Raw genomic sequence first — 23,352 nt, 5'->3', positions numbered from 1 at the left:
CTGGACGTGAGCGAAGTAGATTTTTCTTTGGCTGAACTGGTCATCGTGGCTTGCGCAGAAGCATTTCGTGATGACGGTGAAGTGATGGTAACGGGCATTGGTCCCTTGCCCCGCATCGGTGCAGGTCTGGCCAAGCTGACCTTCAACCCCGCCCTTCAATCGACGGACGGCGAATGCTGGTACACCAGCGAACCCGTCAGCTTGGGCAAGCGCCCGCTGCCAGAAGCCGAAGGGCTTTGCACCTATGCCCGCGTGTTCGACACGCTGTGGAGCGGCCGCCGCCATGCCATGGTGACGCCGGTGCAGATCGACCGTTATGGTCAGGCCAATATCTCGGTGATCGGCGACCATAAAAAGCCCAAGGCAGCGATGCTGGGCGCGCGTGGTTTCCCCGGTAACTCGATCAGCCACCCGAACAGCTTCTTCATGCCCAACCACAATAAGCGTAGCTTTGTGGACGGCGAAGTCGATTTCGTGTGCATGGCCGGTTACAATCCAGCGCGTTACCTGAACGGCAAGCCGCCGATGGGGCTGGATTACCGCATCGTTGTCACCAATTTGTGCGTGATGGATTTTGGCGGTCCTGACCGCCAGATGCGCGTGATTTCCCTGCACCCCGGCGTGACCTTTGACGAGGTTCAGGAAAACACTGGTTTCGAACTCGCCAAGATTGGCGACAATATTCCAGAAACGCCCGCACCCACCGCAGAGCAGCTGAGCCTGATTGCCCAGTTGGATCCGCATAATGTGCGCGCGACGGTATTTAAGGAAAATCCATCGGGCCGGAGGAAGTAAAATGCACGAATTGGTCGAGCCGAAAAAAGTTGATATCGTCTATGAAACGGAAAATCCGGTCACTTATGAAGTGATCGACCATGTGGCTTGGGTCACAATGGACCGTCCGGATTTCAACAATGCGCAAAATGGTCAGATGACCTATGCTTTGGACGATGCCTTTAACCGTGCCGTTCAAGACGATGATGTTCGCGTCATTGTTTTGGCTGGCAATGGCAAGCATTTTTCGGCTGGCCATGACATCGGAACGCCGGGACGCGATCTGCATAAGCAGTTTGAAAACCGACTGATGGTGCCGCCGCATGTGACCAAACCTGCGGCAGAATTGCTCTATACCCGTGAACAAGAACAATATTTGGGAATGTGCCGCCGCTGGCGGGACATTCCCAAGCCAACCGTTGCGATGGTGCAAGGCGCCTGCATCGCGGGTGGTTTGATGTTGGCATGGGTGTGCGATTTGATCATCGCTTCCGAAGACGCATTCTTCCAAGATCCGGTGAACCGCATGGGCATTCCGGGCGTGGAATATTTCGCCCACGCTTTTGAATTGCCGCCCCGCGTCGCCAAGGAATTTTTGTTGCTGGGCGAACGGATGACGGCCCAGCGCGCTCAGCAATTTGGTATGGTCAACCGTATCGTCAGCCGCGAAGATTTGCGCGCTGAAGTGACCTCGGTTGCTGCCAAGCTGGCTGCCCAGCCGCGCCTTGGCAATTGGCTGACCAAGCAAGCCGTCAATCATGTCGAGGAACTGCGCGGCAAGCGCAGCGCGATGGATGCCGTGTTCCACATGCATCATTTTGCCCATGCCCAAAATGATTTGGTTCAAGGCAATAGCATTGGCGGTTTGGGTGCCAAGGAAATGGCCGCCGCGAACAAAAAACAAGCGGGTGAAGCCTGATTATATGCACCAAGCTTTAAACACAGAAATGGTGAAGCGTCTGGGTTGCCGCGTGCCGGTAATCCAGACTGCAATGGGCTGGGTTGCCGAACCCAGCCTCGTCATTGGCAGCAGCAACGCAGGGGCCTTTGGCTTTTTGGGTGCGGCGGTGATGACGCCGGACGAAGCCCGCGCCAAAATTAAGGCCGTGCGCGAGGGTACCGACAAGCCTTTTGGCGTGAATTTCCACATGTTCCAGCCCGGTGCGGAACAAATTGTGGAATATATTCTGGCCAATAAGGAACAGGTGCGCGCGGTCAGCTTTGGCCGTGGTCCCAATGCCAAAATGATCGGCCGTTTCAAAGACGCTGGCATCTTGTGCGTGCCCACCGTGGGGGCGGTGAAGCACGCACAAAAAATGGTCGAACTGGGCGTCGATATGGTGACGGTTCAGGGCGGCGAAGGCGGCGGACACACGGGCAGCGTCCCGACCACCGTCTTGTTGCCGCAAGTATTGGACGCCGTGGACGTGCCCGTGATTGCCGCTGGCGGCTTCGCGGACGGGCGCGGTTTGGTGGCAGCGCTGGGTTATGGCGCGGCGGGGATTGCCATGGGCACCCGCTTTTTGCTGACCCAAGAAAGCCCCGTTCCCGCCACGACCAAGGGGGCCTATCTGAAGGCCACCACCGACGGCATCGTCGTGACGACCAAGCTGGATGGTATTCCCCAGCGCATGGTGCGGTCGAAATTGATGGACAAGATTGAAAAATCTGGCCCGATCGCCATGTGGCTGCGCGCGTTTGAAGCGGGCGCGCAAATGAAGCGCCAAACGGGCGCAAGCTGGTTGGAATTGCTGCGCAGTGCTAAGGGCATGACCGCCCATGGTGCGATGCCGCTGCAACAAGCGATCATGGCCGCCACCGCGCCGATGCTGATCCAAAAAGCCGTTGTGGATGGTGATATTGAAAATGGCGTCATGGCGACCGGCGTTGTTGGTGGCCGCATTACCGAATTGCCCACGTGCGACGAACTGGTGTCGCGCATCATCGCTGATGCCGAAGCGCGCCTTGCCGCTTTGACCGCCGCGTAACCAATTTAGGGGAGGACTTATGCCTATCCATTATAGCGTTAAAGATCGGATCGCTGAGATTGTGTTCGATCATCCACCCGTCAACGCTTTTGACACGGCGGGTTGGGGTTCCATTCCCCAATATCTGAACCGCGCGTCCGAAGACGAAGAGGTACGCTGCGTGTTGATCCGCGCCACGGGTCGCGGCTTTTGCGGCGGTGTGGATATTAAGGAAATGCAAAAGCATCCCGAACGTATTTCGCAATTGAACCGCAATAATTATCTGACGTTCAAAGCGATTATGGACTGCGCCGTGCCGGTGGTTGGCGCGCTGCATGGCTTTGTAATTGGCGGCGGCGTGAATATCGCTGGCGCTTGCGACAGTCTGATCGCGGCCGAAGGCAGCTATATTTCCCTGCCCGAAATTGATCGCGGCGCCATGGGCGGCGCAGCCTTTATGTCGCGCATGTTGCCGGTGCAAAAGGTTCGCACCAACTTCTTTACGGGCGGCAATATTCCGGTCGAAGATCTGTATCGCCATGGTTCGGTGGAAAAGATCGTCCCGCTGGACAAGCTGGAAGAAGAAGCCCGCGCTTTGTGCGCCGTGATCGCCGCGAAAAGCCGCGCTGCACTGGTGATTGCCAAGCAGGCATTGAACCTGATTGAGCCGGTGAACCCCAGCAATATGTACCGCATTGAACAGGGTTTCACGCTGGAAATGTATGCCCATGAAGACAGCCAAGCGTCGCGCGACGCCTTTGTCGACGGCAAAAAGACCGCGAGTTTCTGATGCAGCTTAGTTATACGCCTGAACAAATTGCCTTTCGCGCCGAAGTGCGCGGCTGGTTGGAAGCCCATGTGCCGACCGCTAGCTTGGAACATTATGACGCCACACGTGCAGGATTTGAAGCCCATCGCCAATGGGAAGCCACGCTGAAAAGCGGCGATTGGGGCATGGTCACATGGCCCAAGGAATATGGTGGGCGCGGCTTGGACCTGATCCAATGGCTGATCTTCGAAGAAGAATATTATCGTGCCAAGGCCCCAGGCCGCGTGAACCAAAATGGTATCTTCCTGCTGGGTCCAACCCTGATGGAATTTGGTACGCACGAACAAAAATCGCGCTTCTTGCCGAAAATGGCCAGCGGCGAAGAAATTTGGGCGCAGGCATGGTCGGAACCCCAAGCTGGCAGCGATCTGGCTGGTGTGCGCGCCACGGCGGTTCGCGACGGCGACGAATATGTACTGAACGGCCATAAAATCTGGTCCAGCCGCGCCGCCTTTGCCGATTGGGCCTTTGGCCTGTTCCGCGAACCGGGCACCGAACGCCATAAGGGCATGAGCCTGATTTTCTTTAAGCTGGATCAAAAGGGCGTGACCCGCAATCCGATTAAAAAGATCAACGGCCATGTTGGCTTTGCCGAAATCTTTTTGGAAAATGTCCGCGTTCCAGCGTTTAACCGCTTGGGTGACGAGGGTCAGGGCTGGCATATTTGCATGGCGACCGCTGGCTTCGAACGCGGCTTGATGCTGCGTTCGCCGGCGCGTTACCAAGTGGCCGCTGCCGAACTCGCCAAGCTGTGGCAAGCGCGCAAGGATCAATGCGATCCGGCATTGGAAGCCGATGTTGTGCGGGCGTTTATGGATGCCGAAGCTTATGCTTTGTCCATCTATAAAACCGCCAGTTCGTTGATGGCGGGTGCCAAAATCGGTCCCGAAGCCAGCACCAACAAATTATTCTGGTCGGAATTGGACATTCATCTGCACCGCACGGCTTTGGCCATATTGGGTGCTGAAGCCGAACTGATCAGCGCGCCTGGTGCCCATGATTGGATTGATGATTTCATCTTCTCGCTCGCCGGGCCGATCTATGCCGGTTCCAACGAAATTCAACGCAACATCATCGCCGAGCGTATGCTTGGCCTGCCACGCTAAGGGAGAGGCGCAATGGATTTCACCCTGAGCGATGAACAATTGATGTTCGCTGAAACAGCAGAAACGCTGTTTTATGACCTTGTAACGCCAGAACATTGGCGCAAATTGATGGAATCTGGCGACGCCCGCGATGCGGCGTTGTGGAACCAGATTGTCGAAACCGGCCTGACATTGATCCAATTGCCAGAAGAAGCTGGTGGCTTGGGTTTGGGCGCGCTCGATTTCGCCTTGATCGCAGAAAAAGCAGGCTATGTTGCCCTGAGCGAACCGTTGGTGGACAGCGCCGGTGTTGCGGCGCCGATGTTGGCTGCCTTGGCCCCTGACGATCCCGTTTTGGCGGACCCAGCAGCCAGTATTGCGATCCAGCAAGAGGAAGGCGGCTTGGTGCTCGACGCCGATAGCGCGGCTGCGATCATCCTGCGCAAGGGCGATCAAGCCTTTGTCGCTTCGCCGGACCAAGTGACGCTGACCCGCCGCGAAAGCATCGACCCCATGCGCCGTTTGTTCGCGGTGGAGTGGGATGACAGCAAGGTCCAGCCATTGGGCCAAGCTGATTGGGACTTGGCCTTGGACCGCGGCGCGATATTTGCGGCGGCCCAAGGCTTGGGCTTGGCACAGCGCGCGGTTGATATGGCCGTTGAATATGCCAAGGAGCGCCAACAATTTGGCAAGCCTATTGGCAGCTATCAAGCCGTCAAACATCATCTGTCGACCGCGCAAACGGCGATTGAATTTGCCCGCCCCGTGGTGCTGGCGGCGGCGGCGACGCTGGAATCCGGCGACATCCAAAGCCGCGCCCGCATCAGCCATGCTAAAATCGTGGCGTTGGAGGCGGCTGATGTCGCGGCCCGCACCTCGATCCAAGTGCATGGTGCCATGGGTTATAGCTGGGAAGTTGACGTGCATTTGTTCCTGAAACGGGCCTTGGCGCTGACCAGTGCTTGGGGAACCCCTTATTTCCACCGTCAGCGCGTTGCGGCGCGCCTGTTTACGCAGCCGGTCGGACCGTCCACCACTTTTGCGAGAGAAAATGAAAATGGCTGAAGCCTATATTATTGACGCTGTTCGGTCGCCAATTGGCCGCAAAAAGGGCAGTCTGGCAGAAATTCACCCCGCCGATTTGGGCGCACATGCGATCAAGGCATTGGTTGAACGCAGCGGCGTTGACGCCAATGCCGTGGACGATGTGGTTTGGGGTTGCTGCGACACCATCGGCGGTCAGGCGGGCGATATTGCGCGCACCGCTTGGTTGGTCGCGGGTCTCCCCGAACATGTGCCCGGCGTGACAATTGATCGCCAATGCGGTTCGTCACAGCAAGCGGTGCATTTCGCCGCGCAAGGCGTGATGAGCGGAACGCAGGATTTGGTGATTGCGGGCGGCAGCCAAGCGATGAACCAGATTCCGATTTCGTCGGCGATGATGGTTGGCCAACAATTTGGTTTCAACACCCCGTTCGACAGCTCGCCCGGCTGGAACGCCCGTTATGGCGACGAAGAGGTGAACCAAATTCGTTCGGCGGAAATGATCGCCGACAAATGGGGCATCAGCCGCGAAGCGATGGAAGAATTCGCCCTCGCCAGCCACCTGCGCGCCGAAGCGGCGTGGAATGCAGGCTGGTTTGACAAGGAAGTCGCGCCGCTGAACGGCCTGAGCCGCGACGAAACCATTCGCCCCACCACCACCTTGGAAGGTTTGGCAAGCCTGCGCACCGTCAATGAAGGCGGCGTCATCACCGCTGGTGTGGCCAGCCAAAATTGCGATGCCTCGGCGGCTTTGCTGATCGCCAGCGCGGATGCGGTGAAAACCCACGCCCTGAAGCCGCGTGCGCGCATTCACCATTTGTCGGTTCGCGCCGCCAATCCGGTGTGGATGCTGACGGGTCCCATCCCCGCCACAGAATATGCGCTGAAAAAGGCGGGTATGACGGTGGACGACATCGACCTGTTCGAATGCAATGAAGCCTTTGCATCTGTCACCATGGCATGGATGAAAGAGCTGAACATCCCGCACGAAAAAGTGAACGTACAAGGCGGCGCCATCGCATTGGGTCACCCCATCGGCGCAACCGGCGCTCGCTTGATGACCACCATGCTGAGCGCGCTGGAGCGCACAGGCGGTCGCTATGGTTTGCAGACCATGTGCGAAGGTGGCGGTCAAGCCAATGTAACGATCATCGAAAGGCTCTGAGGACATGGGTATTTGTGAAGGACGCGTCGCGATTGTTACGGGCGCAGGCAATGGTTTGGGCAAGGAATATGCGCTGGAATTGGCGCGCCAAGGTGCCAAGCTGGTTATTAACGATCTGGGCGTTGGAACGCACGGGGAAGCGGGCTTAACCAAGGGCGCCGCCGAACAGGTTGTCGATGAAATCCGCAGCTTTGGCGGCGAAGCGGTCGCCAACACCGATGACGTGGCCGATTGGGACGCTGGCAAGCGCATGGTCGACGCGGCGATCGAGAATTTTGGCCGCTTGGATGCCGTCGTGAACAACGCTGGCTTTGTGCGCGACCGTATGTTTTTCACTTGCTCGCCCGAAGAATGGGATGCCGTCATCCGCGTGCATTTGCGTGGGCATTTCTGCACCAGCCGCCATGCCGCTGAATATTGGCGGGCACAGGCCAAGGCGGGCAATCCGGTCGATGCGCGCATCATCAACACCACCAGCGGCGCTGGCTTGCAAGGTTCGGTGGGCCAGTCGGCCTATTCGACCGCCAAGGGCGGTATCGCAACCCTGACCTTGGTTCAGGCGGCGGAACTGGCACGCCTTGGCATCACAGCCAATGCCCTTGCCCCCAATGCTCGCACGCGTATGACCGATACGGGCGCATTTGACATGGGCGTGGAAGACGGCGCGTTCGACGTGTTCGCACCGGAAAATATGGCCCCATTGGTGGCCTATTTGGTGTCGGAACAGTCCAAGGGCGTGACCGGTCAGGTGTTCGAGTTGAAGGGCGGCAATATCTTCTTGTCGCAAGGCTGGACCGACAGCCAAGGCTTTGACAAGGGTGCGCGTTATAACGCCAGCGAATTGGACGATGTGGTCCGTAAATTGCTGAACGTGCGGGAACCCGCCAAAGCCGTTTACGGGGCAGGCTGAGCGATGGAATTCGCCTTTACTGACGAACAGGCGATGATCGCGGAAACGGTGAAAGCCTTTTTCGCGGAAAATGCCAGCAGCGAGCGCACCCGCGCGGCCATGGCCGCAGATGGTGTGGATCGTGCGCTATGGTCCAGTTTTTGCAAGGAACTGGGCCTAGCGGGCATTGGCATCGCCGAAGAATTGGGCGGCGCTGGTCTGGGCATGGTGGAATTGTCCATCGTCGCCGAGGCAGCGGGAACCCATGTTGCGGCCTTGCCATTGCTGGGTCTGGCGGCAGGCGCTCGCGCCATTGCGCTGGGCGGCAATACGGACCAGCATCAGGCCTATCTGGGCGGCATATTGTCCGGCGATATTCTTGTCGCTGCCGTCGAAGCCGACGCCGAAGCGCTGCATTTTGCGGACGGCAAATTGTCGGGCACGTTGCCCTTTGTCCCGCATGGTGTGGCGGCCGACCTTTATGTGATCGCCAGCAGCCTTGGCGTATTTGTGCTGGATCGCAAAGCAGCGGGTGTAAGCATCAGCGCGCAAACCACCATGGACCAGACGCGTCCATTGGCGAAACTGATCTTGGATCAGGCCGCTGTCGACCGGTTGGATGATGCCGACAAAGCCCATGCAGGCTTTCGTCAAGGCGGTTGGCTATGCTTGGCCGCCGAAGCCTTGGGCGGGTCGCAGTCGGCGCTGGATATCACCGTCGCTTATTCCAAAGAACGGGTGCAATTTGGCCGCCAAATTGGGTCTTATCAGGCCTATAAACATCGTTTGGCCGATATGATGGTCGACATTGAACAAGCTCGTTCGGCGGTTTATTGGGCCGCTTGCGCGGTGGATGAGGGTGACGAGGAACAAGCCTTGGCCCTGCATTCGGCCAAAAGCTTTTGCGCGGATACCTATCGTGCCTGTTCGGGGCATATGATTCAATTGCATGGCGGCATTGGTTTCACATGGGAACATGACGCCCATCTGTTTTTCAAACGGGCGCGCAGCATTTCATCCATGATGGGTGATAGCGAATGGCACCGCCAGAAAATCGCCGATTTGGTGATGGGAGCCGCGCTATGAAGCTAGGATTTTCTGCTGCTGACGAAGCTTTTCGTCAGGAATGCGCCGCATGGCTGCAAGAGCAAATGGATGGTCCCTTTGCCGATATTCGGGGCATCACCAATTTGGTGTCCAAGGTGGACCGCCGCCGCTTGTGGGAACAGCAGCTAGCGGCCCATGGCTGGTCGTGCATTGGCTGGCCCAAGGCATGGGGCGGGCGCGACGCCACCTTGGCACAGCAAGTGATTTTCGCCGAAGAATATGCGCGTGCGGGCGCGCCAAACCGCATCAATCATATTGGTGTGGAATTGGCTGGTCCCACCATTTTGGCCTTTGGAACCGAAGAACAAAAAGCCAAATTCTTGCCCGGTATTGCCGCAGGAACGGATATTTGGTGCCAAGGCTATTCGGAACCCAATGCGGGTTCTGATTTGGCGAATGTCCGCACCAAAGCGCGGCTGGACGGCGATGAATGGGTGGTCAATGGCCAAAAGGTCTGGACCAGTTTGGCGCATTTTTCCGACTGGATTTTCGTCATCGCGCGCAGCGAAGAAGGTTCACAAGGCCCCAAAGGCCTGACCTTCTTGATGATGAAGATGGGCCAACCCGGCATTGAAGTGGTGCCGATTGGCCAAATGAACGGCGAAGCGGAATTTAACGAAACCTTCTTTACCGACGCACGATGCCCTGCCGACAGTTTGATCGGCAGCGTTGGCGATGGTTGGCGCGTCGCCATGGGTCTGTTGGCCTTTGAACGCGGCGTATCCACGCTGGCGCAGCAAATGCAATTCCGCAACGAGTTGGATGCCATTATCGCTGCAGCCAAAGCCAATGGCATGGCAAGCGACGGCGTGGTGCGCAGCCGCATTGCCAAGGCCGAAGTGGGCCTGCGTTTGATGCGCTATGGCGCGCTGCGGATGCTGTCGAACACTGATTTGTCGGCTATCGACGGCGCGGCGCTGACCTATAAAATTCAATGGGCGACATGGCGGCGCGACCTTGGCGAATTGGCCATGGATGTGCTGGGCCAAGCCGGCGAAGTGGTGGACGGCGACAACTATCATTGGCCGATGCTGCCCAACATGTATCTCTTTTCCCGATCCGACACCATTTATGGCGGCACCAACCAGATTCAGCGCAATTTGATCGCTGAACGGGGTCTTGGTCTGCCGCGCGAACCACGAGGAAATCTATGAAAATCCCAGCCTATCCCGAAGCCCGTGGTCTGCTAAAGGGCAAGACCGTGGTTGTCACCGCTGCGGCGGGCACTGGCATTGGCTATTCGGCCGCCAAGCGCGCCGCCGAAGAAGGTGCAACCGTGCTAATCAGCGATTTCCACGAACGCCGCTTGGGCGAAGCCGCCGATCGCATTGCTGATGAAGTCGGCGTGGCGCGTCCAGCAACCTTTGTTTGCGATGTCACCGACCAAGCACAGGTTGATGCGCTGCATGCCGCATCGCTGGCGGAACTGGGCCATGTGGATGTGCTTATCAACAATGCCGGTCTGGGCGGCGAAGTCGATGTCGTTGATATGACCGATGACCAATGGAGCCGCGTGCTGGACGTGACGCTGAACAGCGTATTCCGCATGAGCCGCGCTTTCTTGCCCAGCATGTATGCACGCGGCACCGGATCGGTCGTCAACAACGCATCGGTTTTGGGCTGGCGCGCGCAAAAGGGCCAAGCCCATTATGCCGCCGCCAAAGCGGGCGTCATGGCCTTCACTCGTTGTTCGGCCGTCGAAGCCGCAGAACATGGTGTGCGCATTAACGCGGTTGCGCCAAGCATCGCGATGCACGCTTTTCTCGCCAAGGTGACGACCGAAGATATGCTGGCCAAATTGGCCTCGCAAGAAGCCTTTGGCCGCCCTGCCGAAGTGTGGGAAGTCGCCAATGTGATGATGTTCTTGGCGTCGGACCTGTCCAGCTATATGACCGGCGAAGTGCTGTCGGTTTCCAGCCAAAGGGCCTGATGTCATGCCCGTAATTTTCGACAAACCCGCTGATTTGATTGGCAAAGAAGGCACGGCTTTGCCCGCGACCGAATGGCTGATGATCGACCAAGACCGCGTCAATGGTTTTGCGGAGGTCACGGGTGACCATCAATGGATTCACGTGGATGTGGACCGTGCCAAGGATGGCCCGTTCGGCGGCACCATCGCCCATGGTTATTTGACCATGAGCTTGGTGAATTTCTTTTTGCCCGACCTTATTGAAGTGCGCGGCTTTGCCCATGCGGTGAATGTCGGGGCGGATCGTTTGCGCTTTTTGGCCCCCGTCAAAGTCGGCAGCCGCATTCGCGGCGTCGGCGAAGTGGTAGCGGTCGAAGAAATTAAAGGCGCCATTCAATCCACCGTTCGTGTGACGGTGGAAATCGAAGGCAGCGACAAGCCAGCCTGTGTGGTTGACACCATCAGCCGCTATTTTCCAGAAGGATAAGCAAATGGCCGATCATGCAAAAATGGAAGCGGTCGTGCAGGCCTATGTCGCCGCTTTTGCGGCGGGCGAGCCTGAACAGGTGGTGGCCTTGTTCGCCGAAGATGCGACGGTAGAAGATCCTGTGGGCGCGCCGGTGCTGCGTGGCCGTGATGCGATCCGCGAATTTTACACCGCTTCGATGGCGACGGGCGCGACGCTGCAATTGGAAGGGCCTGTGCGCCTGACCGATGAATATGCGGTATTCCCTTTTTCCGTCCATCTGGAATGGGAAGGCCAGAAGCAGCGCATCGATGTGATCGATACGTTCCGCTTTAATGCTGAAAATCAAGTGACAGAAATGCGGGCATATTTTGGCGCTGCCAATATGCACGTCGTTTAAGACGATTAAAGAAGAGGATTGATCATGCGGGAAGCCGCCATTGTATCCACCGCCCGGACGGGCGTAGGCAAAGCCTATCGCGGCGCCTTTAACGACACTGAAGCCCCGATGTTGGCCGCACATGTTGTCAATGCCGCCGTGGCCCGTGCGGGCATTGACCCTGCGCGCGTGGACGATGTGTATCTGGGCGTCGCCAATCATTGGAACACCCAAAGCTATAATCTGGGCCGCTTGGCGGTTCATGCGTCGGTGTTGCCCGACACGGTTGCTGGTTTTGCGATGGACCGCAAATGCTCGTCAGGCCTGAACAGCATCGCGCTGGCTTCGCGCGGCATCATGACCAACGAAATTGACGTGGCGATTGCTGGCGGCTGCGAAAGCGTGTCGTTGACCCTGAACAAGCATGCCCCCGCATTTCGCAACCGTTCGGAACTGGTCAAGGCACAAGATCCCTACGCCTATATGGTGATGATCGAAACGGCGGAAATCGTGGCCGAACGCTATGGCGTTAGCCGCGAAGTGCAGGACCAATTTGCCGCATTGTCGCAGCAACGCGCGGCTGCCGCCCAAGAAGCCGGCAAATTTGACGACGAAATCGTGCCGATTACCGTGCAAAAGGCCTTGTTTGACAAGGAAGGCAATGAAACCGGCAAGGAAGAAGTGACGCTGGACCGCGACGAAGGCGTGCGTGCTGGTACCACTTATGAAGCCTTGGCTGGCCTGAAGCCCGTGTTCAAAAATGGCATGGTCATTCAAGAAGGCAAGCATGTCACCGCCGGAAACGCCAGCCAATTGTCGGATGGTGCATCGGCCCAAGTGGTGATGGATTTGGCCACCGCACAGCGTGAAAACCTGCCGGTTTTGGGTGTCTATCGCGGTTTCCAAGTGGCGGGCTGCGGCGCGGATGAAATGGGCATTGGCCCTGTTTTCGCCATTCCCAAGCTGTTGGATCGTGCGGGTTTGAAAATCGACGATATCGGCCTGTTCGAAATCAACGAAGCCTTTGCCAGCCAAGCCGTTTATTGCCAGCAAAAGCTGGAAATCGACCCAGCCAAGCTGAACGTGAACGGCGGCGGTATCGCCATTGGTCACCCCTTTGGCATGACCGGTTCGCGCCTTGTTGGCCACGCCCTGATCGAGGGTAAGCGCCGCGGTGTAAAATATGTAGTCGTTTCGATGTGTGTTGCTGGCGGCATGGGTGCTGCTGGCCTGTTTGAAGTAGCTTAAGGCTAAATTATATGACCGACGTGATGGGCCATTGGCCGGAAACCATTCCGCATTCCGCTGCGCAGGCAGCACAGCAATGGCCAGATAGGCTAGGGCTCATCACGGGCGATCACAGCTGGACCTATGCACAGATATGGGCGGATGCCCGCGCTGTGGCGTCTGCGATGATCGCCAGCCATGTGGGGGAGGGCGACCGTGTCGCCATTTGGGCACCGAACACCCGTGAATGGATTTTGACGGCCTTGGGCGCGCAAACCGTGGGCGCGATTATCGTTCCCATGAACACCCGCTTCAAGGGCGGCGAAGCGGCGGATATTTTGCGCCGTGCCCATGTGAAGATGTTGTTTGTCCCCGAAAATTTTCTGGGCACCGATTATCGCCAGATGATTTCAGGCGAAGATTTGCCCGATCTGGCCGACATCATCGTGATGGACGGCCAGCCATGGGATGATTTTGTCGCGCGGGGCAAGGGCGCGGGTGATGCGGCGGTTTCAGCGGCAATGGACAAGCTGACCGGCGATCATATTTGCGACATTATTTTTACATCCGGCACCACAGGCCGGCCCAAAGGCGCGCTAACGGCGCACCGCCAAGCCGTGCAGATTTTCGGCGATTGGGCCGTGCGCGTCGACCTGCGCGAAGGCGACCGTTATTTGATCGTCAATCCTTTCTTCCATACCTTTGGTTATAAAGCAGGCTGGGTGGTTTGCTTCACGCGCGGGGCCACCATTGTTCCGCAGCCAATGTTCGATGCGGCGGAAACCGCCAAGCTGATCGAAGACCATCACATCAGCTTCATTCCCGGACCGCCGACCATTTATCAGTCGCTGCTTCAGGAATTGGCGGGCGACAAGCCGCGCAATTTCTCGTCCTTACGCGTCGCCGTCACCGGCGCCGCCCCTGTGGCACCGGCGCTGGTCGAACGGATGCGCGCGGAATTGGGTATGCAAAATATCGTCAATGGCTATGGCATGACCGAATGCGGCGCCATTGCGATGACCCGTCAGGGTGATGATGCCGAAACCGTTGCCAATACCTGTGGTTATCCCTTGCCGGGCACAGAAGTGCGCTGTGTTGGGGACGACGGCGTGGATATGCCGACCGGTGAAGCGGGCGAATTGTGGGTGCGCGGTCCGTCCGTCATGCAAGGCTATTTGGATGACCCAGCCGCCACCGCCGAAGCGATTGATGCGGATGGCTGGTTGCACACCGGTGATATCGGCACCATTGACGCGCGCGGATATTTGAAAATCACCGACCGCAAAAAAGACATGTATATCAGCGGCGGCTTTAATTGTTACCCCGCTGAAATCGAAGGACTGCTGGCCGCCAATCCATCGATTGAGATGGCGGCTGTGATCGGCGTAGCGGATGAACGGATGGGCGAGGTAGGCAAAGCCTTTGTGGTGCTGCGTCCCGGTATGGCGCTGACATCCGAGGAATTGGTGGCATGGGCCCGCGCTAATATGGCCAATTACAAGGTACCGCGTTCCATTGTTTTTGTCGACGCGCTGCCACGCAATGCCGCTGGCAAAGTGCTGCGCATGGATTTGCGGGATTAAAAACAAGGACCCAAGCTGCACCACCAAGGCGTGCAGCTTGGGCCATCTTGGTCAGTTTGGGCGGCTTAAGCGCGCTGCTCGCGGTCCGTCCGGATCAAATTCAGGCCCCGATACATCGGGTCATTCCCCCCCGCCGCCGCCAGTGCGACGCCCTCCGTTGGGAACGCATCTCCGCCGTCCACAGGCCGTGTTTCGCTGGATTCCAAAATGAAAAAGCGGTGCTGGAAACGCCAAATTCCATCTTGCTTGCGAAAACGGTCGGCATAACGGCCCCATGCAATAAAATCATAGCTTTGGTCTGCGGACCGATGCCATGTGCGGGCGGTGGTGACGCCTTCGGCCTGATCGCCGTTCAACAAAAATACCATATTGGTCATGGCATGGGATGTCAGGCTCCACTGCGCCATCATGCTGGGCAGCCAATCGATATATTCATCCGCTGAGCCGTTGAAAAAAGGACTGTGATCGTCGGTGCCATCGGCATGATAGAGCGTCCGCAGCAGCGGATAATCGTGCCGATCAATCGCATGGCCATAGGTGCAAACCAAATGCTGGAGCGCGGCGCGATCCAGCATTTCGGCCATGTCTATCGCATGGGCGGCCAGCGTGCCGCCCATGCGATGTTGGTCATTAGACACCAAATCCGCCCGCCACCGAAATGGTTTGGCCGGTGACATAATTTCCTTGGTCAGACGCAAAAAATACGGCCGCATTGCCAATATCTTCGGGCTTGCCCCAACGCTTTAGGGGCAGCATTTTTTTTACTTCGCTTTCCCATTGTTCGTCAAAATAGCCCGCCTCTTGGCCGACCTTGAATTGGCCCGCATCAATCACGCCGACCAAAATGCTGTTGGCGCGAATTTCATTAGGGCCTTCTTCTTTGGCGATACCCTTGATCAGCGCCTCATTCGACGCTTTGGGAACCACGGACAGGCCATCCAGATGTGGCCACCAATCATGACCGGCGGAACCCAAATGCACAAAGGAGCCTCCACCATTGGCACGGAAATGTGGAATGATGATGCGGCTGGTTTGATAAAAGCCAAAGGCTTCGATTTCCATCGATGCGCGGAACATCTCTAGGCTCCAGTCCGCGATCGGCACTTGCGCTACCACGGGTCCGGCACCCCAAATCACGGTATGAATGCGGCCATGTTCGGCAATGGCGTCGGCCACAGCGCGGTCGATCTGGTCATAGTCGCGAACATCGACTTGGTGGATGCTGGCTTTGCGGCCTACACCGCGAATTTTCTCGGCAACAGCTTCCGCTTGGTCTTTCTTGCTGCGATAAAAGATCGCAACATCTGTGCCCGATTTGGCAAATTGCTCTGCCACGCCTTGGCCAATGCCGCCGCTACCGCCAAATACAGCAACGGCCCCTGATGGAAATGTTGGTTGAACCATGATTTTCCTGCTCCCTAAATGTGGATTATATGATTTGGGTTATGCGGAAATGGGCTCTGCGCCCATGATGTCACGCACGGCGTCGGTGGCGCTGCGAACGGCGCCTTCGATATAGGTGACGCCGCGGCTATCGCCCATGCGGTACACCGTCAGCCCTGCTGCTTCCAATTGATCAGCGAGCTGGGGATTGGCGGTGGCGCCAGTGGCAACGATCACATGATCCGCCGCTACCCGCTGTTCTGCGCCCTGTGGGTCGGTAAAGATCACCGCTGCATCGGTGATCCGGACATTTTGCGCCCCCTTGTGCAGCACCGCGCCATGTTCTGCGATTTCTTCCAAAATGCGCATCCGCCGAACCAAGGTCAGGCCCCGACCAAAACGCATATCGTCATCGATCACGGTGACATGACGGCCCCGTTCGATCAAAAATTCGGCCAGTTCGATACCGACCAATTCGCCGCCAATGATGACGATTTTATCGCCCAGCGGCATCCAGCTTTTTGTCGCCTTGCGAACCAAGGCCAAATTGGCGGTGGCACCGGTCGCTGCGCCCACCTTGGTAGCCAAACGGGTGAACAGGCTGGTCTTGCGCTTAATTTCCGTGGTGCTTTCGCCCATCATCATGCCGCGCAAATCATCGCCGGACAGCACATGGGGCAAATCACCACCGGGAATGTCGGGCATGGCGCGAATAGCGCCATTGCCAACCAACACCGCGTCGGGGTTCAAGGCTTTGATCAGCTCCGGCGTCGCTTCGGTCGACAAGCGAACGTCAACGCCCGCTGCGGCCACTTCGGCTTTCAGCCACAGCAGAAAATGCTCATTGGGTTCATAGGCCAGGCTTGCGAAACGCATCGTGCCGCCCAGATGGGCCGATTTTTCCAGCAAAGTGACGCGGTTCCCTGCGGCAGCCAAGCGCCGCGAAGCCTCCATACCGCTAGGGCCGCCGCCAATCACCACATAGTGGCGCTGATCGGCTGACGAGGCTGGCGGGATTGCTCCTTTATATTCATGGCCCAAATCGGCGTTGATCGCACAGCGCGCCACATCGCCCATGTAAATGGCGCTGATGCAGGTATAGCAATAGACGCAGGGGCGGACTTTGTCGGGCGTCCCTTCCATGATTTTACGGGGCAAATGCGGGTCCGCCAATAATTTGCGGCCCATCGCAACAAAGTCCAGCTCGCCCGCCGAAATGGCTTTGTCCGCAGCATCCGGCGAGATGCGCCCCGATCCGATGACTGGAATGGACACACTTGCTTTGATCGCTGCCGTAGCGGGCAAGTTTGAAATCGGGTCATGGGGCGTATGGGATGCGCTGTGCAACTTGCCACGTCCCGTGTCATGATAAGTGGTGATGGTGAGCGCGTCGACGCCTTCGGCTTCCAGCAATTGGGCCAATTCTTTGGCGGTTTCGACGGTGATGCCGTTGCTTTGCCCAACTTCCTGACTGTCCATTTTTACCCAGACAGGGAAATCCGCGCCCACTTCGCCGCGAACGGCGCGCACGACGTCCAACAGCAATTTGGCGCGATTTTCCAGACTGCCGCCATAGGCATCTGTGCGGCTGTTGGTGATGGGCGAAATGAAGGAGGACAGCAAATAGCCGTGGCCAGCATGAATTTCTATGCCATCAAATCCGGCCTCTTTTGCGCGGCGCGCGCCTTGGCCAAATTGGCTGACGACCAGATCAATGTCCGCTTGCTCCAACACTTTGACGGACGGCATAGTCATGCCTTCGAGCAAAGCCAATTCTTCTGTTAGAAAATATTCGGTGAAATCACCGCTGGGTTGCGGCGGGATGGCGGGTGCCCACAAAGGATGGCCGAACACCGCGTGGCTGAATTGCGCGATCAAGCCGCCATGGTGCAATTGGGCGGCTATCTTGGCGCCATGGGCATGCACACGGTCGCACAAGTCCCGCAAGCCTGGCAAAAATTGATCATCGGAAATGGCAATTTGGTTGCGAGCCACAGCGCCCACCGGCCATGCAACGCCAGCAACGCCCAAAATGATCAGGCCGGCACCGCCCTTGGCTTGTTCTTCATGATAAGCGATCAGACGCTCACCGCAGCTGCCATCTTCTTCGCTCAGGGACACGCCCATGGCCGTGACGGCCATGCGGTTGCGTATGTCCATCTGACCAATGCGGCCAACAGAGGTGAGGCTTGGATGTTTTTGGGCCGACATAAGCACGGCTCTCCCCATATAAATTGCGCGTGGTTGCACGCTTTGAACAGCAAATTCGGCCCAGACACTTGGGCGTGTCAACCAGAACTGACTATTCTCGTAATCGCGCTATGCGTAGATGATTATATCTATGTCTGCGCCTTTAGATAATGCAAGATCATTATGTAATGATATTCGTAAAATTAATCTGGATTCTACGTCAAAGAAGGCTAATGATAGCATCTGGCAAATAGGCAGAGATATTATGCGATAATGGGGGCCATTCCCTGCAATCCATAATCTTTCATGCTGACAGATAAAAACATTATAAATCAATACCGTGACGCGGTCAGCGATAGGATGAGATATGGCTGAGGATAATTTGAAGCAGGCAAGAACATTGCGCCACATCATTGTCGGCGGCGGCATGGCCGGAATTTTGGCGGCCATCAAACTGAAGGAAAAGGGCGAAGCTTTCATCCTGTTTGAAAAAGCCGACAAATTGGGCGGCACATGGCGGGACAATCGCTATCCCGGCCTGACCTGTGACGTACCAGCCCATGCTTATACCTATAGCTTTGAACCTTATGCCGAGTGGCAAAAATTCTATGCGACGGGCGAGGAAATCCGCGTCTATTTCGAAAAAACCGCCAAAAAATATGATGTTTTGCAGCATATGCGCTTTGGCTGCGAAGTGACGTCTTGCACATGGGATGATGAAAAGTCGGTTTGGCAGGTCGGCTTGGCCAATGGCGAAGTGCATGAAGCCGATGTTGTTACCGCGGCATCGGGCGTTTTGCACCATGTGACCATGCCGGATATCAACGGCCTGAATGATTTTCAGGGCGATATTGTCCACAGCGCCCGCTGGGATGATCGCGTCAAAACGGACAATGTCCGCGTGGGCATTATCGGCAATGGCTCGACAGGCGTTCAGATTGTGACGGCTTTGCAAAAAACCGCGTCGCAGGTTGTGCATTTCCAACGCTCGCCGCAGTGGATCATGCCGGTTCCCCAATTTGACTATAGCGATGAAGAGCGTGAGGCTTTCCGCAAAGACCCGGCCCTAATCGATGCAATCCGTAACAATCCCGATTATTGGGCCTCCATTTACCGTTTCACGGCTGCCATCATGAATGTCGATGGCGACGAATTGGCGGAAGTTCAGAAAATCTGCGAAGATAATCTGAACAACAGCGTTACCGACCCTGTGCTGCGCGAAAAGCTGCGTCCGGATTATCGCGTCGGATGTAAGCGTTTGATTTATAGCTGGTGCTATTATGACGCTGTGCAGCAGCCCAATGTCGATGTGGAACGCGAAGGCATTTCGCATATCGAAGCCAATGGTGTGCGTCTGAAAAATGGCGCGTTGATCGAACTCGATACTTTGGTGCTGGCCACCGGTTTTCAGGCCGACCGCTTCATTCGTCCCACGGTCGTTTTGGGACGCAATGGCAAGTCGCTGGATGATGTTTGGCAGCCGACCCCCACCGCCTATTTCGCGGTTACCATTCCCGAATTTCCCAATTTCTTCATGTTAAATGGCCCGTCTGGTCCGGTCGGCAATTTCTCGTTGATCGACATTGCGGAACGGCAATGGGATTATATTGAACAAGTGCTGGCCCCATTGCGCGCGGGTGACGCGGCGCAAGTGGCCCCCAGCGTTGAAGCACACCAAGACTTTGAAAAGCGCCGCGCTGACGCTGCGCGTAAAACAGTGTTCGGGTCGGGCTGTTCCAGCTGGTATCTGGATGCCACGGGCGTTCCCGCGACATGGCCATGGAGCTATCAGGATTTTGCTGACGCCATGGCCAATCCCGATTTTGACGCCTATATTTATCAATAATATCGGGTAATAAAAATGGGGCTGATCCGGTTTGTGCCGGATCAGCCCCATAATATTAGGCGGCAAATTAGGCTGCTTGATAAGGCGGATAGTCAATATATCCGCGTTCTTCGCCTTGATAGAGCAAGCTATAATCCGGCTTCGCCAAGGGGGCACCCTCGCGGAAACGCTCCACCAAATCGGGATTGGCCAAGAAGGGGCGGCCAAAGCTGACCGCCTCTGCCACATGATTGGTCAAGGCTTGGTTGGCGGTGTCGAGGGTCAGCATATTGTTCAGGATAATCGGTCCGGTCCAATGCTGACGCACAAAAGCGGGTGCGTCCATATCTTCCAATTTAATATCCGCCAGATGGACATAGGCAAAGGCATGGCCCGAATTTTCTTCGGTCAGGGCGGTTAAAAAGGCGCTGAAACTGTCATGGGCGTCGATGGGGTCCATACCGTTATAGGGGTTACCCGGCGAAATACGAATACCCACGCGGTCCGCGCCAATCGCGTCGGCCATGGCCTTTGCCACCATCACAGGAAAACGCACGCGTCCTTGCGCATCGCCGCCAAATTCATCATCCCGCTTGTTGCTGGCGGGGTTCAAAAATTGGTTGATCAAATAGCCGCTGGAACAATGAAGTTCCACACCGTCCAAGCCCGCTGTTCGCGCATTGCGCGCCGCTGTGGCATATTGTTCGGCGATCATGGGCAGTTCATCCGCCGCCAAAGCACGGGGCATGGCGGTCGGCACGGGTGTTCCATCCGGTCCGGGGACTAGCGCGGGGCAAGGCAAAGCCGATGGCGCGATAATATCGGCTTCATACCCGCGATTGGCGGGCACCACGACACGGCCCGTGTGCATCAACTGCATGACAATTTTGCCGCCTTCGGCATGAACGGCTTCGGCAACCTTGGCCCATCCATCAATTTGCTGCTGCGTATAAATGCCGGGGGTGCGCCAATAGCCTTTGCCTTCGGCGGTGGGCTGCGTTCCTTCGGTCACGATCAGGCCAGCACTGGCGCGTTGGCGATAATATTCGACCATGATGGCATTGGGTTCGTCCGCTGGCCCAGCGCGATCGCGCGTCATCGGCGACATCACCACACGATTGGCCAGTTCAATCGCGCCCAGCGTGATAGGGGAGAAGATGGTATCTGTTCGCATTGCTGCCATCCTTATTTAGTAAAATGATAATTTGCGTTACAGAATATTCTTTTTAATACGAATTACAAGATGGACGGATAGGATTTCACCCACCAAGTGGGTGCGATGCGTCAGGATCCGCGCCGCAAAATCCGTGCGATATCGGCCGAAATGCCGCGATGCCAATGCCGCGGTGTCAGCGCATCAAAAAGGGCGCTACCGATGGGAAGCGCCCTTTTGATATCTATTTTGGTGTAAAGCTTAGTCGTCGCAGCCGTTCACAAGCTGAGGCGCGGTGATTTTGGCCATCCGCGCATTATATTTAAAGGTTCGGACCGCGATTGAGCTTTCGACATTATGGACGCCAGCAATCGGCAAAATATGATCCGATGCCAGATCAACCACCAAATCAATGTCCTGAAACAAACACATGGCCAAGATGTTGAATTGACCCATCATCAACATTACGGCGTTGATATGCTGTAATTCGGATATTTGCTGGGCAATGGCGCGAACATTTCCGACATCGGCTTCGATATTGAAGAAGGCGAGGCGAGAATTTTCGGCCATGTCGAAACTGGTAATCGCGGTAAAGGCAATCAGCTGATCCGCTTGCAATCGCTTAATGCGTCCGCGCACTGTCCCCTCGGTCACGCCCAGCAGCGCCGCAATTTTGCGGTTCGACACGCGGGCATCACGCGACAAAAGTTTGATCAGTTCCAGATCCAGATCGTCGAGTTGGATGGAAGCCATGATTTATTCCCTCGACTCAATCGGTGCGACATCAAATTGATATTTTAAAATATCAACGAAAATGGCGGGTTGCATGGCGCGAATACCCGGCACTTTGGCAAGGCGCTCGTTCAAAAATTGGTCCAGCCCGCTAAATTCCGGCAAAGCAACCAGCATATCAATATCGTGACGGCCTGTCACAAGATGGACGGCGAAGACTTCGGGCAGTTCCGAAATATCATTCGCAACATCAGACGCTGCACGCCCCTCCACATCAATATTGATTTTCAGCAAAAGGTCATAGCCATGAGCGGCAAAGTCCGAAACAGCCACAACGCGCAGTTGATTGGCATCTTCCATCCGGCGAATACGGGTCGATACCGTCGTCGCCGTCAAGCCAAGGGTTTCAGCAATTTGCTGGTTTGTGGCACGCCCATTTTGCCGGAGCAGATCAACAATCGCTAGGTCTGTCGTATCTACGCTCATATTCGCTTTCATAAGCCCCCGTTTCTGTGTCAACCCATGCAGGGCGGACAGCTTGCGCGCAAGGGGCGGCTTCTCCTTCGATTCAGGATCCGTCGACCGAGTGCGCGCAGCATTGAGACCTTTTTGCATCAAGCGAGTGCTTCTCGCAACCTAGCACCAGCGCGATCAATCCAATTTTGCGCCTCCGTGACATAGGGAAACATGCTGATAAAGCCGTGGATCATCCCCGGTGCGTTAAAGGCAGCAACCTTGTTTCCGGCCTTTTCCAACAGGTCTGCAAAGGCCATTCCTTCATCGCTCAGCGGATCATATTGGGCCGCAATCAATGTCGTAGATGGCAAAGCTGATAAATTGGGGGCATCAACCAAGCAGGCCAAACCGCCATCGTCCTGATCCGCGGGCAGGTAGCAGTGCCAAAAATATTGCATGATTTGGGTGCTGAGAAAATATTCACCATTGCCATATTCCACATAGGTCGAACGCGAGAAATCGCTGTCCGCTACGGGATAAAATAGCAATTGGTGCCGCAAAGCGGGGCCATCTTCGTCGCGCAGCCGCATCGCAGCGGCGGCCGCCAGATTGGCACCGGCGCTGTCACCTGCGACAGCCAAGCGGCTGCTATCAACGCCCCATGATGCACCATGCGCGGCCGCATAGCGAACAGCATCGCTGCAATCATCCAGCGGCGCAGGAAAAGGATGTTCAGGGGCCAAGCGATAGGCAACGGACAAAACCGCAGACCCGCTGGCCAAAGCCAAGGCACGGCAGGTGCTGTCATGCGTTTCAATCGTGCCGATGACCCAGCCACCACCATGGAAGAATATCGTCAGCGGGGGAGGCGACGCATCGCCCGTATCCGGCATATATAAACGCGCAGCAAGGCTGCGGCCGTCCAGCATCAGGGTCAAATCGGTGATGCTGGCGACATGCGGCGGCGTTTCAACCGGAATGGGTTGATCCATCGCTTCGCGCAGGATCGTCGGCGTAATCGCCGCAGGGTCTAGGGCTGGGCGGTCGGCCATAGCAGAAAGCAGACCGAGGATTTGCGGATCAACAGACATAATACGCCCTCTCACTTTTGTTGCGTTGATTTTATAATAGCTATATACGTAAACGTCGAAAATAGGATATAAAAATTCGTATATTGCGTATAGATATT

Annotated in this window: 23 protein-coding genes; 16 read left to right on the top strand and 7 right to left on the bottom strand. The window is 56.6% G+C overall.

Annotated features, from left to right (window positions below):
* Nucleotides 1-6 precede the first annotated feature (6 nt).
* From LKO31_RS14840 to LKO31_RS14770, 15 genes are read left to right on the top strand one after another with little or no spacing between them, the layout of a single operon-like run.
* Nucleotides 7-795: a CoA-transferase subunit beta gene (locus tag LKO31_RS14840; protein WP_227691356.1), complete on the top strand. Its 789-nt coding sequence runs from the start codon at nucleotides 7-9 to the stop codon at nucleotides 793-795.
* 1 nt (nucleotide 796) lies between these two features.
* Nucleotides 797-1,693 carry an enoyl-CoA hydratase gene (locus LKO31_RS14835; protein WP_227691355.1) on the top strand — a complete coding sequence of 299 codons (897 nt, stop codon included), beginning with the start codon at nucleotides 797-799 and terminating at the stop codon, nucleotides 1,691-1,693.
* A 4-nt stretch (nucleotides 1,694-1,697) separates the two neighbouring features.
* Nucleotides 1,698-2,762, top strand: coding sequence for an NAD(P)H-dependent flavin oxidoreductase (locus LKO31_RS14830; RefSeq protein ID WP_227691354.1), 1,065 nt, complete (start codon nucleotides 1,698-1,700; stop codon nucleotides 2,760-2,762).
* 19 nt (nucleotides 2,763-2,781) lie between these two features.
* Entirely contained in the window at nucleotides 2,782-3,531 is a 750-nt protein-coding gene (locus tag LKO31_RS14825; RefSeq protein WP_227691353.1) for an enoyl-CoA hydratase family protein, read from the top strand.
* The gene (locus LKO31_RS14820; protein ID WP_227691352.1) at nucleotides 3,531-4,676 is read left to right on the top strand and encodes an acyl-CoA dehydrogenase; all 1,146 of its coding nucleotides are present in this window, start codon (nucleotides 3,531-3,533) and stop codon (nucleotides 4,674-4,676) included. The genes LKO31_RS14825 and LKO31_RS14820 overlap by 1 nt, the downstream gene beginning before the upstream one ends.
* A gap of 12 nt (nucleotides 4,677-4,688) precedes the next feature.
* Nucleotides 4,689-5,720: an acyl-CoA dehydrogenase family protein gene (locus LKO31_RS14815; RefSeq protein ID WP_227691351.1), complete on the top strand. Its 1,032-nt coding sequence runs from the start codon at nucleotides 4,689-4,691 to the stop codon at nucleotides 5,718-5,720.
* Complete coding sequence (locus tag LKO31_RS14810) at nucleotides 5,713-6,864, top strand: acetyl-CoA C-acetyltransferase (protein ID WP_227691350.1); 1,152 nt, start codon at nucleotides 5,713-5,715, stop codon at nucleotides 6,862-6,864. Before LKO31_RS14815 ends, LKO31_RS14810 begins: the two co-directional genes overlap by 8 nt.
* 4 nt (nucleotides 6,865-6,868) lie before the next feature.
* A complete protein-coding gene (locus LKO31_RS14805) occupies nucleotides 6,869-7,774 on the top strand; it encodes an SDR family oxidoreductase (RefSeq protein WP_227691349.1) in 906 nt (301 codons plus the stop codon).
* 3 nt (nucleotides 7,775-7,777) lie between these two features.
* On the top strand, nucleotides 7,778-8,839 hold the full coding sequence (locus LKO31_RS14800) for an acyl-CoA dehydrogenase family protein (protein ID WP_227691348.1): 1,062 nt from the start codon (nucleotides 7,778-7,780) through the stop codon (nucleotides 8,837-8,839).
* Complete coding sequence (locus LKO31_RS14795) at nucleotides 8,836-10,014, top strand: acyl-CoA dehydrogenase family protein (protein WP_227691347.1); 1,179 nt, start codon at nucleotides 8,836-8,838, stop codon at nucleotides 10,012-10,014. The genes LKO31_RS14800 and LKO31_RS14795 overlap by 4 nt, the downstream gene beginning before the upstream one ends.
* A complete protein-coding gene (locus LKO31_RS14790) occupies nucleotides 10,011-10,790 on the top strand; it encodes an SDR family oxidoreductase (RefSeq protein ID WP_227691346.1) in 780 nt (259 codons plus the stop codon). Before LKO31_RS14795 ends, LKO31_RS14790 begins: the two co-directional genes overlap by 4 nt.
* Nucleotides 10,791-10,794: 4 nt before the next feature.
* Nucleotides 10,795-11,256, top strand: a complete 462-nt coding sequence (locus LKO31_RS14785; RefSeq protein ID WP_227691345.1) for a MaoC family dehydratase — start codon at nucleotides 10,795-10,797, stop codon at nucleotides 11,254-11,256.
* Between the two features lie 4 nt (nucleotides 11,257-11,260).
* The gene (locus LKO31_RS14780) at nucleotides 11,261-11,635 is read left to right on the top strand and encodes an SgcJ/EcaC family oxidoreductase (RefSeq protein ID WP_227691344.1); all 375 of its coding nucleotides are present in this window, start codon (nucleotides 11,261-11,263) and stop codon (nucleotides 11,633-11,635) included.
* A 24-nt stretch (nucleotides 11,636-11,659) separates the two neighbouring features.
* Complete coding sequence (locus LKO31_RS14775; RefSeq protein ID WP_227691343.1) at nucleotides 11,660-12,862, top strand: acetyl-CoA C-acyltransferase; 1,203 nt, start codon at nucleotides 11,660-11,662, stop codon at nucleotides 12,860-12,862.
* A gap of 11 nt (nucleotides 12,863-12,873) precedes the next feature.
* Nucleotides 12,874-14,424 (top strand): FadD3 family acyl-CoA ligase, encoded by a 1,551-nt coding sequence (locus LKO31_RS14770; RefSeq protein ID WP_227691342.1) that lies wholly within the window; start codon nucleotides 12,874-12,876, stop codon nucleotides 14,422-14,424.
* 65 nt (nucleotides 14,425-14,489) lie between these two features.
* Here LKO31_RS14770 and LKO31_RS14765 read toward each other — a convergent pair whose 3' ends face one another.
* Genes LKO31_RS14765 through LKO31_RS14755 form a run of 3 tightly spaced genes read right to left on the bottom strand, consistent with a single transcriptional unit; the run spans nucleotide 14,490 to nucleotide 18,018 of the window.
* Nucleotides 14,490-15,062, bottom strand: coding sequence for a nuclear transport factor 2 family protein (locus tag LKO31_RS14765; protein ID WP_227691341.1), 573 nt, complete (start codon nucleotides 15,060-15,062; stop codon nucleotides 14,490-14,492).
* Nucleotides 15,055-15,828, bottom strand: a complete 774-nt coding sequence (locus LKO31_RS14760) for an SDR family NAD(P)-dependent oxidoreductase (protein ID WP_227691340.1) — start codon at nucleotides 15,826-15,828, stop codon at nucleotides 15,055-15,057. The genes LKO31_RS14765 and LKO31_RS14760 overlap by 8 nt, the downstream gene beginning before the upstream one ends.
* A 39-nt stretch (nucleotides 15,829-15,867) precedes the next feature.
* Nucleotides 15,868-18,018: an oxidoreductase gene (locus tag LKO31_RS14755; RefSeq protein ID WP_227691339.1), complete on the bottom strand. Its 2,151-nt coding sequence runs from the start codon at nucleotides 18,016-18,018 to the stop codon at nucleotides 15,868-15,870.
* Between the two features lie 346 nt (nucleotides 18,019-18,364).
* Here LKO31_RS14755 and LKO31_RS14750 point away from each other — a divergent pair, with 346 nt between their 5' ends.
* Nucleotides 18,365-19,843, top strand: a complete 1,479-nt coding sequence (locus LKO31_RS14750; RefSeq protein WP_227691338.1) for a flavin-containing monooxygenase — start codon at nucleotides 18,365-18,367, stop codon at nucleotides 19,841-19,843.
* Nucleotides 19,844-19,910: 67 nt separating this feature from the next.
* Here LKO31_RS14750 and LKO31_RS14745 read toward each other — a convergent pair whose 3' ends face one another.
* From LKO31_RS14745 to LKO31_RS14730, 4 genes are all read right to left on the bottom strand, one after another.
* Nucleotides 19,911-20,996 (bottom strand): alkene reductase, encoded by a 1,086-nt coding sequence (locus tag LKO31_RS14745; protein WP_227691337.1) that lies wholly within the window; start codon nucleotides 20,994-20,996, stop codon nucleotides 19,911-19,913.
* A 240-nt stretch (nucleotides 20,997-21,236) separates the two neighbouring features.
* Nucleotides 21,237-21,728, bottom strand: coding sequence for an Lrp/AsnC family transcriptional regulator (locus LKO31_RS14740; protein ID WP_227691336.1), 492 nt, complete (start codon nucleotides 21,726-21,728; stop codon nucleotides 21,237-21,239).
* 3 nt (nucleotides 21,729-21,731) lie between these two features.
* Nucleotides 21,732-22,193: an Lrp/AsnC family transcriptional regulator gene (locus LKO31_RS14735; protein WP_227691335.1), complete on the bottom strand. Its 462-nt coding sequence runs from the start codon at nucleotides 22,191-22,193 to the stop codon at nucleotides 21,732-21,734.
* A gap of 128 nt (nucleotides 22,194-22,321) precedes the next feature.
* Entirely contained in the window at nucleotides 22,322-23,254 is a 933-nt protein-coding gene (locus tag LKO31_RS14730) for an alpha/beta hydrolase (protein ID WP_227691334.1), read from the bottom strand.
* Between the last annotated feature and the right edge of the window lie 98 nt (nucleotides 23,255-23,352).

The sequence above is a fragment of the Sphingopyxis yananensis genome (assembly GCF_020687785.1).
Classification (GTDB): Bacteria; Pseudomonadota; Alphaproteobacteria; order Sphingomonadales; family Sphingomonadaceae; genus Sphingopyxis; species Sphingopyxis yananensis.
The sequence above is the reverse complement of the archived record's forward strand: the minus strand, read 5'-3'. Positions and strand labels throughout refer to the sequence as shown.

Excerpts from the sequence above, each read along its gene's own strand:
- LKO31_RS14755 (WP_227691339.1), bottom strand. The coding sequence starts at position 18,018 with ATGTCGGCCCAAAAACATCCAAGCCTCACCTCTGTTGGCCGCATTGGT.
- LKO31_RS14780 (WP_227691344.1), top strand. The coding sequence starts at position 11,261 with ATGGCCGATCATGCAAAAATGGAAGCGGTCGTGCAGGCCTATGTCGCC.
- LKO31_RS14770 (WP_227691342.1), top strand. The coding sequence starts at position 12,874 with ATGACCGACGTGATGGGCCATTGGCCGGAAACCATTCCGCATTCCGCT.
- LKO31_RS14830 (WP_227691354.1), top strand. The coding sequence starts at position 1,698 with ATGCACCAAGCTTTAAACACAGAAATGGTGAAGCGTCTGGGTTGCCGC.
- LKO31_RS14760 (WP_227691340.1), bottom strand. The coding sequence starts at position 15,828 with ATGGTTCAACCAACATTTCCATCAGGGGCCGTTGCTGTATTTGGCGGT.
- LKO31_RS14740 (WP_227691336.1), bottom strand. The coding sequence starts at position 21,728 with ATGGCTTCCATCCAACTCGACGATCTGGATCTGGAACTGATCAAACTT.
- LKO31_RS14775 (WP_227691343.1), top strand. The coding sequence starts at position 11,660 with ATGCGGGAAGCCGCCATTGTATCCACCGCCCGGACGGGCGTAGGCAAA.
- LKO31_RS14745 (WP_227691337.1), bottom strand. The coding sequence starts at position 20,996 with ATGCGAACAGATACCATCTTCTCCCCTATCACGCTGGGCGCGATTGAA.
- LKO31_RS14750 (WP_227691338.1), top strand. The coding sequence starts at position 18,365 with ATGGCTGAGGATAATTTGAAGCAGGCAAGAACATTGCGCCACATCATT.
- LKO31_RS14735 (WP_227691335.1), bottom strand. The coding sequence starts at position 22,193 with ATGAGCGTAGATACGACAGACCTAGCGATTGTTGATCTGCTCCGGCAA.
- LKO31_RS14820 (WP_227691352.1), top strand. The coding sequence starts at position 3,531 with ATGCAGCTTAGTTATACGCCTGAACAAATTGCCTTTCGCGCCGAAGTG.
- LKO31_RS14785 (WP_227691345.1), top strand. The coding sequence starts at position 10,795 with ATGCCCGTAATTTTCGACAAACCCGCTGATTTGATTGGCAAAGAAGGC.
- LKO31_RS14805 (WP_227691349.1), top strand. The coding sequence starts at position 6,869 with ATGGGTATTTGTGAAGGACGCGTCGCGATTGTTACGGGCGCAGGCAAT.
- LKO31_RS14825 (WP_227691353.1), top strand. The coding sequence starts at position 2,782 with ATGCCTATCCATTATAGCGTTAAAGATCGGATCGCTGAGATTGTGTTC.
- LKO31_RS14810 (WP_227691350.1), top strand. The coding sequence starts at position 5,713 with ATGGCTGAAGCCTATATTATTGACGCTGTTCGGTCGCCAATTGGCCGC.
- LKO31_RS14835 (WP_227691355.1), top strand. The coding sequence starts at position 797 with ATGCACGAATTGGTCGAGCCGAAAAAAGTTGATATCGTCTATGAAACG.
- LKO31_RS14815 (WP_227691351.1), top strand. The coding sequence starts at position 4,689 with ATGGATTTCACCCTGAGCGATGAACAATTGATGTTCGCTGAAACAGCA.
- LKO31_RS14795 (WP_227691347.1), top strand. The coding sequence starts at position 8,836 with ATGAAGCTAGGATTTTCTGCTGCTGACGAAGCTTTTCGTCAGGAATGC.
- LKO31_RS14730 (WP_227691334.1), bottom strand. The coding sequence starts at position 23,254 with ATGTCTGTTGATCCGCAAATCCTCGGTCTGCTTTCTGCTATGGCCGAC.
- LKO31_RS14790 (WP_227691346.1), top strand. The coding sequence starts at position 10,011 with ATGAAAATCCCAGCCTATCCCGAAGCCCGTGGTCTGCTAAAGGGCAAG.
- LKO31_RS14800 (WP_227691348.1), top strand. The coding sequence starts at position 7,778 with ATGGAATTCGCCTTTACTGACGAACAGGCGATGATCGCGGAAACGGTG.